The following is a 12,795-nucleotide window of genomic DNA, read 5'->3' on the forward strand; positions in this document are numbered from 1 at the left end:
TGCCCATCGAGAAAGGCGCGGGGATTGCTCCCCGCGCAATGATCAGAATTGCGATTTCATGCTGGCCCAGAACCGGCGGCCTTCGCCCAGCGCATTGAAATCGGTGGGCTCCACCTTCTTGTCGAAGACGTTGTAGACGGCCGCGTTCAGCGTGACATTGTCGTTGACGACATATTGCAGGCCTAGGTCGAGCGTGGCGTAGGGATCGTATTTGCGTCCCTCCTGGCCGTTGATCATGACCGGCGAGCCGTTGGTGCCGATACGGGCGCCGGCGGCGATTTCCGAACCGTGATAGTTCGCGCTCGCCCAAGTCGTCAGGCCTTCCACGCTGGTCGTCCAGTCGGCGCGGATGTTGCCCGTGTGCTCCGGCGTGCGGGCGAGCGGGAAGCCGACGAAGGTGCCGGTCTTCTGTTCCGACTTGGTGTAGGTGTAGCTCGCACGCAGCGACAGGTCCGGCGTGGCATGCCATGTCGCGGCGAGTTCGACACCCTGCATGACCGCGTCATCGACATTGTAGTTGTACCAGAGGCGGTAATTCGGATCCTCGTCCCAGCGGGCGATCGTGCCGTCGGGATTGAGCACGAGCGCGTTGGAAATCTTGTCCTTGAAGTCGGTGTAGAAATAGGTGCCGCTCAGGATGACGTCGCCATTGTCCCAGACCGCGCCGAATTCATAGCTCGTGCTGCTTTCGGCCTTGAGATTGGGATCGCCGATGATGACGCCGCAGGTGCCCTCCGGTCCGTTGGTGCAGCCGCCGCCGCCCGTGGTCATGGCATAACCGGGCGCGATCTGGCGGATTTCAGGCGCGCGGAAACCGGTCGAGATGCCGCCTTTCACGGTCAGGTCGCTCGTCGCCTTCCAGACGCCGTACACGCGCGGGCTGAAATGCGCGCCGTATTGCTCGTGGTGGTCCATGCGCAGGCCGCTGGTCAGCGCGAAGTCTTCGACCATGCGCCATTCGTCTTCGGCGAACAGCGCCCATTGCGTGGCCGAGAAGGTCTCGGTGAGACCCGTGCGGCGGCCGGGATTCTGGTCGGCGAGGCGCGCTTCGAAATACTGGCCGCCCGTGACGAGCATATGCTGGCCCAGAAGCTCGAATGGGGTCGTGAACTTGCCGTTGATGACGGTGTTGCGGATTTCCGGCTCGCGCGGATTGAGCGCATAGCGCTCCGTGACGGCATCATAGGTGTAGATGCTGCGCTGGCCCCATTCCTGCTGGATGGAGAAGTCCGACGTTGTCGGTCCCCAGCGGCCGGTATGCGACAGTGACCAGTGTTCGCGCGTGTTCAGGCGGAAGGATTCGCTGTCGCCGGCAACGAGCGTGTCGCCAATCGTCGCGTCGCGCTTCAGCCGCTGACGGCCGGCTTCCAGCATGATGTCGTGGTCTTCGTTCGGCGTGAAGGTGAGGCGTGCCGTGAGGTCGATGTCCTTGGCGCCGAGCGTGCCGCCCGTGACCGCGTCCTCGCCCCGGCGATAGCCGCTGCCCCAGAGCTGCATGCCGAGCGTTTCCTCGAACAGCGGTCCGTTGAGATACCAGGACGCCTTGCCGCTGTTGCCGAAGCGCGAATGCTGCTGGAGCGTGCCTTCCGTCGTGACGGAGCCGGACCAGACGTTGGCCACCTTGCGGGTGATGATGTTGATCACGCCGCCTATGGCATCCGAGCCATAAAGCGACGACATCGGCCCCTTCACGACTTCGATGCGCTCGATGGCCGAAAGCGGCGGAATGAAGTTCTGTTCGTAGCCGGAGCTGCCGTTGGGGCGCGCGTCGCGCGTGCTCTGGCGCTTGCCGTCCACGAGAATGAGCGTGTAGGTGCCGGGAAGGCCGCGGATGAAGATGTCCTTCTCGTTCGCGACGCCCGTAACCGAGACGCCCTGAACTTCGCGCAGGGCGTCGGTCAGATCTTGGAACGAGCCTTTCTCCAGCTCTTCGCGCGTCACGACGGTGATGCTCGCCGGCGCGTCCTTGACGCTCTGCTCGAAACCGGTGGCCGTCACCACCACCTGGTCGAGAACCGTCGCTTCCGCCTGCTCTTCCTGTGCCAGGGCTGCGCCGGGCACCATCAGCGCCGTACCGGCCAGAAGGGCTGCGCTCCAGCGCTGCGCCCGCCGCTTGTTCCGATCCATCATCCTGTCCGCACCGTTCGCCATGCATGCCCCCTTGCATTCACATCTGTGTTACCCCTCGCCGCATTAACTTGAGGAGACAGGTCAACTTATGTAGTCGGAAGGGGGAGGGTCAACGGCGGTGATTTTGAATGATTCTAAATTCGAATTATCGCAATTTGCTGGACTGACTGAGATGGGCGGTAGCCTCCGACAGACAAAAACAGAGGTCAAAGGCGCAAGCGATCCCGTCGTCAAACTGGATCGTCCTGGGCAGTTGCGTCTGCTTGTTGTTTTCGATGCCCTATTGCGCGAGGCGAGCGTCGCCAAAGCCGCCGCCGGCCTCGGTCTCCAAAGCTCGGCCGTCAGCCGGATGCTCGGCCAGTTGCGCGAGATCTATCTCGACCCGCTTTTCACCCGAACCGCCAAGGGCCTCGTGCCGACACCGTTCGCCGAAGGTTTGCGCCTGCGGCTGAGAGCGCTTGCGGCGGAGACCGAGCAGATCATCGCGGCGCCGGTGGAGCCTGTGACACCGCCCAGCCCGGCGGCGCCCTCGGACTGGTCCCATCCGCCGCTGATCTCCGCCCCGCCGCTTGCCGTTCGTCCAAGCGTGCTCTTGCAGGGCCAGCCGACTCCCGATGATTTCGCCCGCAAGCTCGCCCGTATCGGTCACAACGCCGAACCGCAGAAGCGGCTGGCAAAGTATATAGCGACGTCAGGCAGCGGCATCGGCCGCTGCCGGCCACTCGCGCTGGAAGAAGCCCATGACGCGCTAGCCATCATTCTCGACGGTGAGGCCGATCCCGTGCAGGTCGGGGCGCTGCTGGCGACCATGCAGTATCGCGGCGTCACGGCGGCGGAAATGGCGGGCTTCATCAAGGCATTGCGTCGGCATATCGGCGCCTATGACGTGCCGGACGGGCTCGCCGATCTCGACTGGCCGGCCTATGTCTCGCCGAAACTGAAAAGCCCGCCCTGGTTCCTGCATGCGGCGCGGCTCGTTGCGCAGGCCGGCTACCGCGTGATGCTGCACGGCCATTACGGGCAGGGGCCGGAAGCGGGTAAGCTCGAGCTTGCCGCCAAGACCGCCGGCATTCCCGTCTGCGCTTCGCTTGTCGAGGCGAGAGCGGCTCTTGCGACCGGGTCCATTGCCTATCTGCCCATCGGCGGGGCCTCAACGCAGATCCAGCGCCTGTTCGGTCTCTACAACCTCTTGGAGATGCGCCTGCCGCTCAACGCCGTCGTACATCTCCTCAATCCGCTGGGCGCTTCGGCAACCCTACTGGGGGTCGCGATGCCGTCGCGCCGCGACCTCCTTCGCGACACCGCAATGCTGCTCGGCTTGCGCGATTTGTCGATCCTTGGGGGAAACCGGGATTTTGCGGAATCCACCCCGTTGCGGGCGACGCCGCTTTACCGGCTTGTCGATGGCGAGGCGCTGGATGCGCGTGTCGCCGCGCGCAAGCGCATCGTCGCGACGCCCCCGCCTGCCGCTTACACAAGCCGCGAATACTGGCATGCCGTCTGGACCGGTGCGGCACGGGACGAGGTTGCCGAGGCCATTGTCATCGATACGGCGGCCGCAGCCCTCTTGACAATCCGCGGCCGCCGCTACCCGACACTGGAAGCTGCAAGAGATCACGCGGCGGCCCTTTGGCAGGGCCGCGATATCCAACCTATCAGAAAACTGCCCGCATGACTTGGCGCGACGGCGTTCAAGGCCGTTAATGCGGTGATGTCATGTCTGGATGGCGCCCGTTTGGCAATGTGGCTTTGGATGATGATTGAGCTTTGCGGGTCGGGTGCAGTCATGTCTCCGGCCTGTTTGCGCTGCACAATGGACCGCTGGCCCTGATGTTGTCCGCCTGAACCGATCCCTATCACGTTGACGCGCAAGACATCACCACGGGTTCTTCGGTTCGTGCGGTCCATTCCGCTTTCGCTGTCACATCATGTCATCGTCACTCCGCCAACTGTTTTGCCCGAAGGGCACTGTCGTGATCAGGTCGAGGCTGCGACCTCAGCGCTGCCGCCGGCGAAGTTGCCCGGCTGGAAGTCCATGTTCCTCGCCATGATCACCCAGGCGATGCGGGCGATCTTGTTGGGGAGCGCGACAGCTACAAGCTTCAACGGCTTCTTCGCCAGCAAGCCTCGCGCCCAATTCGCCAAGGGTGTGTCACTGCTCCCCTTCCACGAGAAGCTTGCGCAGATGCCTATTGCCCATTTTCGAGATGGCCCCAGCCTTGGTTTGCCGCCGGTCGAGTGCTGTCTGGGGACGAGGCCCAGCCAGGCTGCGAACTCACGGCCCCCCTCATATGTGGAACGGCCCGTTTAGCAAGACGCTGCTGCTGTAATTTTCCAAGTCGGGCGGTGCGGTCGTATGTCCGGCCTATCAGCGCGGTCACGCGACCGCTGGCCATGATGATTTCCGTAATGCTGGATCGCCCAATCAAACACACGCGCTCGAACGCGCAAAGAGGGGAAGCCCCTGCTCGAGGCGTGGCGCGACATACGTAAGCACGTGGCCAATCTTGATCATCAGTTGCTTGCAGTCTCCAGACAGAGCCAGTCTACGAAGCTGCTGATGACGATCCCGGGTGTTGGTGCCGTCACGGCCGTCTCTTACATTGCCGCGATCGAAGATCCTGAAAACTTCGCCACCTCGCGCTCTGTTGGCGCTTGGCTCGGGCTGACGACGCGACGTTATCAGTCAGGCGAGATCGACTATGATGGCCACATCTCGCGACGCGGTGACGGCCGGCTACGGGGATTACTCTACGAGGCGGCAACCGTTCTGTTAACAAGAACCACTGCCAGAACCGAATGCAGACTCAAAACCTGGGGACTGAAGCTGCGTGAGCGGCTGGGCTTCAAGCGTGCCGCGGTTGCTGTCGCGCGAAAGCTTGCTGTTATCATGCATAGCATGCTCAAAACCGGGGAAGTGTTCAATCCATTGGCTGGCGATCCCGCATAAGCGAGAGCCGGCCTGCCTACCTCAGTGCCTCAACCCGATTGAGAACTGGGCGTCCCTGCTGTGGACGTTGGTTGGGTCATTCCGTCGATTCCGTCGCAGCTCGCTCGAGACTGCGTCTTGAACATAGGAAGACCCACCCTGCGAAAACCCATCGTGCGGCGACCACGTGTCGACCGCGGAGACAACACTGCTCCCAGCACCGGACGAAATAGCGATGCAGAATCCACAGAAGTAAGAAAGATGCCGCAATACACCACTTGCAACACGGTAACCACGCAGCGCGTTCAAAATCCGCTTGACCCTGAGCATGCGATTAGACAACGGAGTAGGTTCCGTCCGGCCACTGGAGGGGATTGGAGCTTTTCCCGTTGATCTTAACGGTTGGAATGCCCCAGCGTTTGCGCAAGAGCCAGACATTCTCACCCTTGAAGGCGCAATTTCGTGCCGCAAGGAAGCCTTCCGCGTTGAACGCCGAGGCGATTTCCTTGTCCATTTTGCCCGCGGCGTTCAGCTCCCTCACGCGTGCCCGTAATTTGTCGATATCGATGTATTCGCCATAGGTGTGAACGCGCCTCTGGACCGAGTGTTCGCTTGTCGCACCCGTTTGCCACAGGATTTTGAACCAGACCTGTCCGTGCAGGCGCTTCTGGTCGAGGACGACTTCACAGATGATGAGACGCAGGATGCTCTTCCGCTCGGCCGGCGTAGTCGACAGGGCATGCCAGAGGCCGGGCAAATCTTCCCCGAGCGCCTGCAAACTCTCGCGATCGGCCTCGCTGAGGACCAGGGGTTCGTCTTGTCGCCACCGTTCATAATCCTGCTCGATGGCCTCGGCCGCACGCAGCTTCTCTTCCCATCCACGTTCCAGCGAGCGGGCCACCAGACGGTTTTCCGGTTCGACCGCATCATATTGCCGTCGTGCCCGCTCAGCCTCATAGCGCGCCCGTTCGCGCCGTAGAGCCCACTGTCGCTCAAGCTGGCGGGTTTCTTCTTCGATCTCGCCCAGCGCGGCAATGGCAATGGCGATCCTGTCCGGCGTCAGGGCCTCAAGCAGGATGCGGTCAATACGCGCGTCAACCGGCAATGCACGTATTTCCTGGCATAAAGGACCTGCGTCGTGGCCGCGGTCAGCGCGACATGTATAGACGGGATAGTTCCCCGCGGGGCCGCTATAGCGCAGGCTCAGCCGTCTCCATCCCTTCCGAGGAGAGCGCTCGGATTTTGTCAGATGTCGTCTTGTTCCTTGCGTCCACAGCCGCTGCCCCCTCCATCATCCCCTACGCCTTGCCGAGTTCGTCGGGCTTCACCCCGAGGGCGGCTGCCAGAGCTGTTTTGCCATCGTCAGGCATCATGGCGAGGCCTGCCACGATCCCCTCCTGCCACGACGGCCCGCGATCCCATGCCTCCCTATACGCGTCGGCCAGAACATAGCCCTGTTTCGTCTCCACGAGCGCCTCGGACAGCAACGAGGCTTGCAGGAGGTCCTTGTCCCGCTTCGCACGTCCGAGCGCATCCGTGAGCCGCTTGGACGACACGATCAGCTTATGGATGGCATACCGCTCGGGGGTGGGGACGTTCACGCTCACGCCCTCCCGGTGCAGCAGCACGGTCCTCACAGGCTCGTAGATCAGGTAATCGAGAAACCGTAGGTTCTCGGCCGACGCGCCGCCGAGGGCGGGCATGGGGGAGGGCTTGCCCGTATATTCGTCCGATCCCCGGTTGCCCGTAAGGAATTCGACGCGGTAATTCACCGAGTTCGTGAAGGCCACAACCTTCGTCTTGTCGGCTTGATGCGGGACCGCCCGGAATGTCGGATCGACGGATTGCAGGATTTCGAGGATCGGCGGCAGGCTGTCCTCGACCCCGGCAGAGATCGCGAAATCCTGCGCGAAGTCCGCGTCACCAGTCTGGATGGCGGTATTAGGGAGACGGACGCCGAGAAGGCCCGAATAGCAGCCAAAGGCCACGGAGCCGATCAGAACCGCACGGAGACGGAAGAGGCCAGCGTCCGCGAGGGCTTTCGTCACCTCGCCCGCGAAGCGATCAGGGGAGGCCATGCCGCCGCTGCGCTGGAGCATGCCGACGAGACGACGACGCTCCCGGATGTCATCCTTGATTTCCTTATGCCGCTTTACGCGCGCCGTGATCTCTTCGTCGGATTCCGGCCCGACATAGCGCCGCTTGTCGCCGTCATCCGTTGGGTATTCGAAATACCAGTAATTGCGCGCCTTGACGGGGACGGAGACGAACCGACCATCCAGCGGGAAGTCCGCTTCGAATTGGGCGTCGAATGTCCGCTGCGCGAGTTCCGCGAAAGCCGTGCGATACACTAGGTCGATTTGCTTCATCTGTCGCGATCTCCGGGCGGCCTTGGTTAGCGCCGTCGCCTCTTCCATCATCTCGATCTCCGATGTTCATGCCGTCGGCCCGCCAAAGCGATGTTCGGCGGCCATGTCAGCCGTCGCCTTCTCCAAGCGTTCCCTTGCTATTTCGGCCTCAGGCTTCATCGAGCCATCCGTGTTATAAGGAAATGTCCAATATCTTATAATAGGCAGTTATAAGGAAATATGCAGTCCCTTATAACGTTCTTGCTCTTTCCGCGCAACACTCTGAGAACGCGGGTATCTTTACGGTTGTTTCACTTTGAATCAACGCAGCCGGATCGCATTAAGGAGGTGGTTACCACGATCGGGAGCTTGTCGCAAACCGTTGAGAAGGTCAAAGCTGCCCCGTGATCTTCAGCGTATTTACGCTTTGTTAACCTTTTGAAGTCCGAAGAGGCGCGCGAGCAGATCGTTCTGATCGTTGACGGTCCCGTCGCCGGTGAAGCCGAAGCCTTTCCTTAGCCACAGCATCGCTTCGAACCCGGCGATCGTCCGGCGCGCCGTTTTGAAGGACTGGAAGCCAACAGACAGCGGCAATCATCTGCGCCGAGGCCGCCTGATGGCAACGGTCAGCTTCGTCTTCACCATCAACTATGTCGCCGAAATCCTCGATGAGGACGTCGACCTCCTCCGGGAGATCATCAGCAATGATGACAACCTGACCTATGGGAATATCATCAGCGTCGTGACCGGAGATGACGAGAGCACACCCGCTCTGACAGACGATGGCATTGACGAACTCAGGCAGATGCTGACTGAAGCGCGTCGGTCAGCCGAAAAATGGCAGGAGTTCCTCGATTGCTTTGTCCTCGATGAAGAGATCGCCGCACGCGTCAAGACATATTCCTCGTGGTAGCAATCGGGCCGTTACTCTGCGACGGTTCAGGCCGCGATAGCCCGAAAGGGTCGCCCGTGTCGCACCACTGACACGGAGACGCTCCCAATGTTTACAGACACTTAGAGAGGGAGTGCACAATGACTCAGGTCTGCCCGGTCGGCGGATCGCGTTTTCCACGAGGTTGGAGTCGATATCGATGTGGCCATCGTCCAGGAACACCTAGGCTTATGAGCTTCAGGCTCTTTTTCCACAGGTGCAGTTCCTCCGTTGCAATACGCAACCGTAACGACACCGTCCGATTCTGGTTCCACGCTGCGGAAAAAATTGTCCGCCAGTCTCTCAAGCGGTCTGATGAGACAATTGAAAACGCCATCGCCTCTTGGCTTAGGACGTCACACGCGCGTTCTTGTGACAGAAGCCGGAGGTTGCGCCGATCACGATCACTGACTTGTCCCTGAGGGTTATGGGCTCGTTTCCTTTTTGTCCATTCATACGTCGCTTGGCGGGATCGGTTCGTCCCATCACCCGGTGGTTGGGCGGAAGAGACGAAGGGTTTCGTGAACTCAGCCAGTCTGTGTGAACAACGCCTTGCTGGCCCGCGGGGCAGCGGCATGATATTGCCAGGGCGCGGTCACGCTTGCGCCCAGTTCGACTGCTGCATGCCAGGGCCAGCGGGGATTGTAGAGCATTCCGCGGCCCAGCGCGATGAGATCCGCCTTGCCCGTGGCCAGCGCCTCCTCGGCCTGTCGCGGTTCGGTGATCAACCCGACGCCGACGACCGGCATCTTGACGCGTTGCCGGATCGCTTCCGCGAAGGGCAGCTGATAGCCGGGAACCAGTTGCGGCAGTTGCTGGCGTTCGGGATCGAGGCCACCGGCCGATACGTGGATATAGGTGCAATCGCGCGCATCGAGCGCCTTGGCCAGTGCGATGCTGTCGTCGAGATCCCAGCCGCCCTCGACCCAGTCGGTTGCGGAGATGCGGATACCGACGGCGACGCTCGCGGGCACTGCTGCCTTGACCGCGTCGAAAACCCGCAGAGACAGGCGCATCCGGTTTTCCAGGTTGCCGCCATAGTCGTCGGTGCGGCGATTGGTGATCGGCGACAGGAACTGGTGAATCAGGAAGCCATGCGCGCCGTGAAGCTCGATCAGGTTCAGCCCCATCGCCGCCGCCCGTGCTGCGGCGTCGCCAAAGGCGGCCACGATGCGATCGATGCCGGCGAGATCGAGAACTTCGGGCATTGGCCCGCCCTCGACCAGTGGCAGGGCCGAGGGGGCGACGGTACGCCAGCCTCTGACGTCATCCGGCGCGATGGGATCGCCTTTGCCGAAGCCGCCGGACGCCTTGCGCCCGGCATGTGACAGCTGGATGCCGATCGGCATGCCGGAATGGATCCGCGCCGCGCGGATGACCCTAGCCAGAGCCGCTTCGGTCAGATCGTCCCACAGGCCGAGATCGCCATAGGTGATACGTTGATACGGGCCTATACCGCGCAGGAATTCGATCGTATCGTTGTCGTGGCCGAGCCACGCATGCTCGGCGCCATCCGTCTCAGGCTTACGCCGACGCTCCGTCGGGCTGTCGTCAAGGAGATCGCCAAGGATCTGACGAAACTGCCGCCTCAAGATTTGTATCGAGCGCTCGAGGCCGATGTCGGTCGGCACGGTGCCGCCTGAGCATTCCCCGCCGTTTCCCGGTTCATCCGGCGCTTCAGCCTGGAATGGGCGATACGCCCGTCCCGGTGCGGACGCGGTCGACCGCCAACGAGAGAATGTCGGATACAATTGTCGTCGGCTTGCGCGCGGCATCGATCCGGCGCCACTCGATCTTGCCTAAATCCTTGTGCAATTGTCGTGACAGGATGTCGACGGTGGCGTCGGATGGACCGCCATGGCGTTGTTCGACACGTCGCCACAGCACATCGGGAGAGACGTCAAGCCAGATGCCGAGGAAGGGACGGTGGCGCTCGTGTGCAACCTGTTCGATGCGTTGGCGATCCGCCGGACGGTCGAACACGGCATCGGCGATGACCGCTCCGCCTTCGGCCAGAATGAGACCGCTCCGCCAGGCGATCTCCCGGTAGACAAGCTCGGAAATTTCCGGTCGATAGGCTTTCTCACACAGGCGTGTCTCGACCGGTACACCATGCATGGCCTTGCGAATGCGGTCGCTTTCGACGATGCGGGCGCCCGGCGCGCCGCCGATGCCGGCGGCGAGTGCCTCCGCGATCGTGGTCTTGCCCGATCCACTTAGCCCGCCGATGGCAATCAACTGCGCAGGATGCTCGCGAAGCAACTGCTTGGCGAGGTCGAAATAAGACCGGGCTTGTGCCGACAGGTCGCCGGACGGATCCCCGTCTTCTTCGATTTGCGTCGCGGTCACATGCGCCCGGACAGCCGCCCTTACGGCCATCAGGAAAGATAGCAGAACGAAGCCATCCTCATTTTCCGTCTCGTCCAGATACCGGTTCGCCGCCAGATTGGCGAGGTGCGGGAGGCCGCGATGCCATAAGTCCATGAGTAGGAAGGACAGATCGTACAGCATGTCCACGGTCGCGATCCGGTCGTTGAACTCGATGCAGTCGAACAGCCGCGGCTGGCCGTCGAAGAGGCAGATGTTGCGCAAGTGCAGGTCGCCATGACAGCGGCGTATCTTGCCGATGGTCTCGCGCTCGTTCAACGTCTCGGCATGGCGTGCCAGCGCCCGGCGGAAGGAAGCGTCGAGTGAACTCACCTCCTCCTGCCTGAAAACATGGCTCGTCGCGAAACCGGCCTTGTTGATGTCCAGGACGGCGGCGAGGTTTGCCGCGCCCTCGCCGGCATGTACGACGGGCGCCTGATTGTGGAAATGGGCGATCATGCACGCGGTTCGCGCCATTAGTTCGGACGTCAGCGCGCCCGCCTCCGCCATGCGATCGAGCAGAAGCGACTGGTCGAAACACTTCATCTCCACGACAGCATCGACCAGCATCCCGCTACCGTCAAAGACAATCTGACCGTCAGTACCGCGCGTGATGCGCCGCACGCCGATGTAGAGTCCCGGAGCGGTCGGCTCGTTGAATTCGACCTCCTTCCGGCAGGCGGCGAGCCGCAGTTCGGGTGTCGAGAAATCGAGATAGGGCAGCTTCACCGCGCGTTTCATCTTGAATGCACGGTCGCCGGTGAGGAATATCCTAGAAATATGCGTTTCGAGGATCTCTGTCTGCGCGGCAGAAACGCCGCCGCGCGCCAGAAATGCGATGGCATCTGCTTGGCCGCAAGGGAGCATCGACACGTCTCCTGAGTTCACGTTCGAGGTTGCGTCTGTTCGTTCATCAGGACACCGGACGTAAGAGGAACTGGCACTTTCCCGGCGGCTTCACACAAGACAGACCATGGCCGGGCAACGGCCGCGCCGGTGGTCAATGCGCCATCAAGACGGGCAACGGCGGCTCTTCTAGGATCGACCTCGTCACGCCGCCAAAAATCCGTTCGCGGAGACGGGAATGGCCATAGCCGCCCATCACCAGCATATCCGTCGCGGTGTCCACCGCGTGGCGTCGCAAAGTTTCCGCAACAGTTCCGCCTTGGCTTGGCAGACGATCGACCGTGATCTTGACGCCATGTCGGGTAAGATAGGTGGCCAAATCCGCGCCCGGCTCAGCGCCTTGCCCGCCGTCGCCTTCCAAGGGATCGATCAGCACCACATGAACATCCTTTGCCGCTATCAACACGTCCATGGCACGCGAAACCGCGTTAGATGCCTCCAGGCGAGAATCCCACGCTATCATCACGTGCTTAGGCTTCAGGTCCGCCTTGTAGCCCTGCGGTACGACTAGGACGGGCTTGCCGGAAGAAAACAACGCCCCCTCGAGAGCCTTGCGCTTGAGCAACGGGTGGGAAAGCAAATCCGGTCCAACCAAGACGATGTCGGTGTATCGCGCTCGGCGGCCGATCATATCGTCTGTCCATGCCTCTTCTTGGTACTCGCTCGCTATGTCCACAGAAGCTCTCCGAGAAGAGAGAAAGTCTTTAACTGCTGCGCAACGCTGGTACAGCTTTTCCATACCCGCTTGCCTTTCGTCGTACCATGCGATCGCATAGTCTCCGATCGGCGGTGGAGGCGCGATTTCGACTGCAAGCACCGCCAGATGTGCGTCGATCGCCTCGCAAAGATCCGCCCCCATCCGCAAATCTCCGTTGCCGAGATCCGAGCCAGTCACCACAAGTACTGTTTTGAACGCCATGGGTCTAATCCTCCATTCGTAGATTTGCGGGGTCCCCCATCTGGGCTCGGCCTGCTCGACAGCCCGAGCCTTTGAAGCATCTGAGAGAATGCGATCCACGGCTTTGACGCATGTCAAACGAACCGCGCGTGACATCATCTGGAGGCAAAGATTTTCGTCCGCCGGACGCTGATCTTGATCCGTATCAACCCGAAGCCTTCATGATGATGGCACATATGGATCATCTGGCCTTTGCCGGAACTGGAAGCTGACGACATTCGAGAGG

10 protein-coding genes and 3 pseudogenes are annotated in these 12,795 nt (G+C 61.5%); 5 read left to right on the plus strand and 8 right to left on the minus strand.

The genetic code is table 11. The annotated features are described in order from the left end of the window. Positions 1 to 42: 42 nt before the first annotated feature. Positions 43 to 2,130, minus strand: coding sequence for a TonB-dependent receptor (locus tag AB3G45_RS03140; RefSeq protein ID WP_367829338.1), 2,088 nt, complete (start codon positions 2,128 to 2,130; stop codon positions 43 to 45). A 118-nt stretch (positions 2,131 to 2,248) separates the two neighbouring features. Here AB3G45_RS03140 and AB3G45_RS03145 point away from each other — a divergent pair, with 118 nt between their 5' ends. Then, entirely contained in the window at positions 2,249 to 3,805 is a 1,557-nt protein-coding gene (locus AB3G45_RS03145) for a glycosyl transferase family protein (protein ID WP_367829194.1), read from the plus strand. 302 nt (positions 3,806 to 4,107) lie between these two features. Here the strand turns inward: AB3G45_RS03145 and AB3G45_RS03150 are convergent. Further along, a pseudogene (locus tag AB3G45_RS03150) lies at positions 4,108 to 4,422 on the minus strand (transposase); the annotation flags it as partial. Between the two features lie 169 nt (positions 4,423 to 4,591). On the opposite strand from AB3G45_RS03150, the pseudogene AB3G45_RS03155 reads away from it, so the two are divergent. After that, positions 4,592 to 5,080: pseudogene (locus AB3G45_RS03155) on the plus strand (IS110 family transposase); the annotation flags it as partial. Positions 5,081 to 5,393: 313 nt separating this feature from the next. On the opposite strand, the gene AB3G45_RS03160 reads toward AB3G45_RS03155, so the two are convergent. The 3 genes and pseudogenes from AB3G45_RS03160 to AB3G45_RS03170 form a co-directional block, all read right to left on the minus strand. Next, positions 5,394 to 6,164: a hypothetical protein gene (locus tag AB3G45_RS03160; protein ID WP_367829195.1), complete on the minus strand. Its 771-nt coding sequence runs from the start codon at positions 6,162 to 6,164 to the stop codon at positions 5,394 to 5,396. A gap of 193 nt (positions 6,165 to 6,357) precedes the next feature. Then, positions 6,358 to 7,428, minus strand: a complete 1,071-nt coding sequence (locus AB3G45_RS03165) for a GSU2403 family nucleotidyltransferase fold protein (RefSeq protein WP_367829339.1) — start codon at positions 7,426 to 7,428, stop codon at positions 6,358 to 6,360. A 399-nt stretch (positions 7,429 to 7,827) separates the two neighbouring features. Beyond that, positions 7,828 to 7,986, minus strand: a pseudogene (locus AB3G45_RS03170) (IS6 family transposase); the annotation flags it as partial. A gap of 37 nt (positions 7,987 to 8,023) precedes the next feature. On the opposite strand from AB3G45_RS03170, the gene AB3G45_RS03175 reads away from it, so the two are divergent. After that, positions 8,024 to 8,320: a hypothetical protein gene (locus AB3G45_RS03175; RefSeq protein ID WP_367829196.1), complete on the plus strand. Its 297-nt coding sequence runs from the start codon at positions 8,024 to 8,026 to the stop codon at positions 8,318 to 8,320. Between the two features lie 545 nt (positions 8,321 to 8,865). Here the strand turns inward: AB3G45_RS03175 and AB3G45_RS03180 are convergent. After that, complete coding sequence (locus AB3G45_RS03180; RefSeq protein ID WP_367829340.1) at positions 8,866 to 9,810, minus strand: tRNA-dihydrouridine synthase; 945 nt, start codon at positions 9,808 to 9,810, stop codon at positions 8,866 to 8,868. On the opposite strand from AB3G45_RS03180, the gene AB3G45_RS03185 reads away from it, so the two are divergent. Then, entirely contained in the window at positions 9,694 to 9,981 is a 288-nt protein-coding gene (locus tag AB3G45_RS03185) for a host attachment protein (RefSeq protein WP_367829341.1), read from the plus strand. The genes AB3G45_RS03180 and AB3G45_RS03185 overlap by 117 nt on opposite strands. A gap of 34 nt (positions 9,982 to 10,015) precedes the next feature. Here AB3G45_RS03185 and AB3G45_RS03190 read toward each other — a convergent pair whose 3' ends face one another. Continuing rightward, positions 10,016 to 11,572 carry an AAA family ATPase gene (locus AB3G45_RS03190; RefSeq protein WP_367829342.1) on the minus strand — a complete coding sequence of 519 codons (1,557 nt, stop codon included), beginning with the start codon at positions 11,570 to 11,572 and terminating at the stop codon, positions 10,016 to 10,018. A 133-nt stretch (positions 11,573 to 11,705) separates the two neighbouring features. Continuing rightward, the gene (locus AB3G45_RS03195) at positions 11,706 to 12,530 is read right to left on the minus strand and encodes a universal stress protein (RefSeq protein WP_367829197.1); all 825 of its coding nucleotides are present in this window, start codon (positions 12,528 to 12,530) and stop codon (positions 11,706 to 11,708) included. Positions 12,531 to 12,640: 110 nt separating this feature from the next. Here AB3G45_RS03195 and AB3G45_RS03200 point away from each other — a divergent pair, with 110 nt between their 5' ends. After that, positions 12,641 to 12,781 carry a hypothetical protein gene (locus tag AB3G45_RS03200; RefSeq protein ID WP_367829198.1) on the plus strand — a complete coding sequence of 47 codons (141 nt, stop codon included), beginning with the start codon at positions 12,641 to 12,643 and terminating at the stop codon, positions 12,779 to 12,781. Positions 12,782 to 12,795: the final 14 nt, after the last annotated feature.

Source organism: Shinella sp. S4-D37, from assembly GCF_040812195.1.
Lineage (GTDB): Bacteria > Pseudomonadota > Alphaproteobacteria > Rhizobiales > Rhizobiaceae > Shinella.